Genomic DNA, 1,183 nt, shown 5'->3' on the forward strand with positions numbered 1-1,183 from the left:
CATGCCCTGGAACGAGGTGTCGGTGATGGATCAACGACGAGAATTCGTGCGGCTTGCCTTGCAGGAGGGAACGAACCGGCGAGAGCTGTGCCGGCGGTTCGGGATCAGTCCTGATGTGGGCTACAAATGGCTGAGGCGCTGGCAGGCCGGCGACCATGAACTGGCGGATCAGCCCCGTCGTCCGAAGCGGATGCCCCAACGCAGCGAGCCTGCTGTGGAGGCGCAGGTTTTGGCTGTGCGTGACCAGCATCCAGCCTGGGGGGCGCGCAAGATTGCCCATTGCCTGAAGCGCGAAGGCCAGGCTGTGCCTGTGCCTTCGACGGTCCATCAGATCCTGTGCCGGAACGAGCGGATCAAGCCAAGTGAGAAGGCCCCGCCGAGCCCTCCAGGTCATCGCTTTGAGAAGGAGGCGCCCAATCAGCTGTGGCAGATGGACTTCAAGGGCCACATGCCCCTTGCCAACGGAACGCGTTGTCATCCGCTGACCATGGTCGACGATCACTCGCGCTATGCCGTGTGTCTGGAGGCATGCGCCAATGAGCAGCGTCCCGCCGTGCAGAAGCATCTGGTCGATACCTTCCGCCGTTATGGCCTGCCGGAGGCCTTCTACATCGACAATGGCTCCCCTTGGGGTGACACGTCTGGCGTTCGCTGGACCGCGCTGAAGGTTTGGCTGCTCAAGCTTGGCATCAGGGTGGTGCATGCCAGGCCGCGCCATCCCCAGGGCCGGGGCAAGAATGAACGCTTCCATCGCAGCCTGAACGCGGAAGTGTTTGCTCTGCGCGCGTTCCGCACTCTGGCGGAAGTCCAAGACGCCCTCGATAGCTGGCGCATGCTCTACAATCTGGAACGGCCTCATGAAAGTCTCGGCATGGGGGTCCCCGCCGATCGCTACCGGCCAAGTTCTCGCGCCATGCCGGAACGAGTTCCGCAGGTCCAATACGATGCCGGAGAGATCGTTCGCACCGTCTCCTCGACTCGGAGTTACATCTCCTTCCGGGGACAAATGTGGAAAGTCCCACAAGCCTTCTGCGGCGAGCGGCTCGCCATCAGACCGCTCGACCGCGACGGCCATTACGGAATCTTCTTCGCCAGTTGGCAGGTCGCATCAATCGACTTGACCAATGGCCAACCTGTCAGTGATGTGTCCGAACAAGCGTCAGCTATGTCTCCGGTCTAAACA

The 1,183-nt window shown here is 61.8% G+C and carries 1 protein-coding gene; it reads left to right on the forward strand.

The genetic code is table 11. The annotated features are described in order from the left end of the window. Window position 1 precedes the first annotated feature (1 nt). Window positions 2–1,180 carry an IS481 family transposase gene (locus tag FXB41_RS39065; protein ID WP_219685542.1) on the forward strand — a complete coding sequence of 393 codons (1,179 nt, stop codon included), beginning with the start codon at window positions 2–4 and terminating at the stop codon, window positions 1,178–1,180. The last annotated feature ends 3 nt before the right edge of the window (window positions 1,181–1,183 follow it).

Origin of the sequence: Bradyrhizobium canariense, assembly GCF_019402665.1 — a bacterium.
Lineage (GTDB): Bacteria > Pseudomonadota > Alphaproteobacteria > Rhizobiales > Xanthobacteraceae > Bradyrhizobium > Bradyrhizobium canariense.

Bases quoted from the DNA above. Each gene is read 5' to 3' on its own strand.
- FXB41_RS39065 (WP_219685542.1), top strand. From the start codon at position 2: ATGCCCTGGAACGAGGTGTCGGTGATGGATCAACGACGAGAATTCGTG.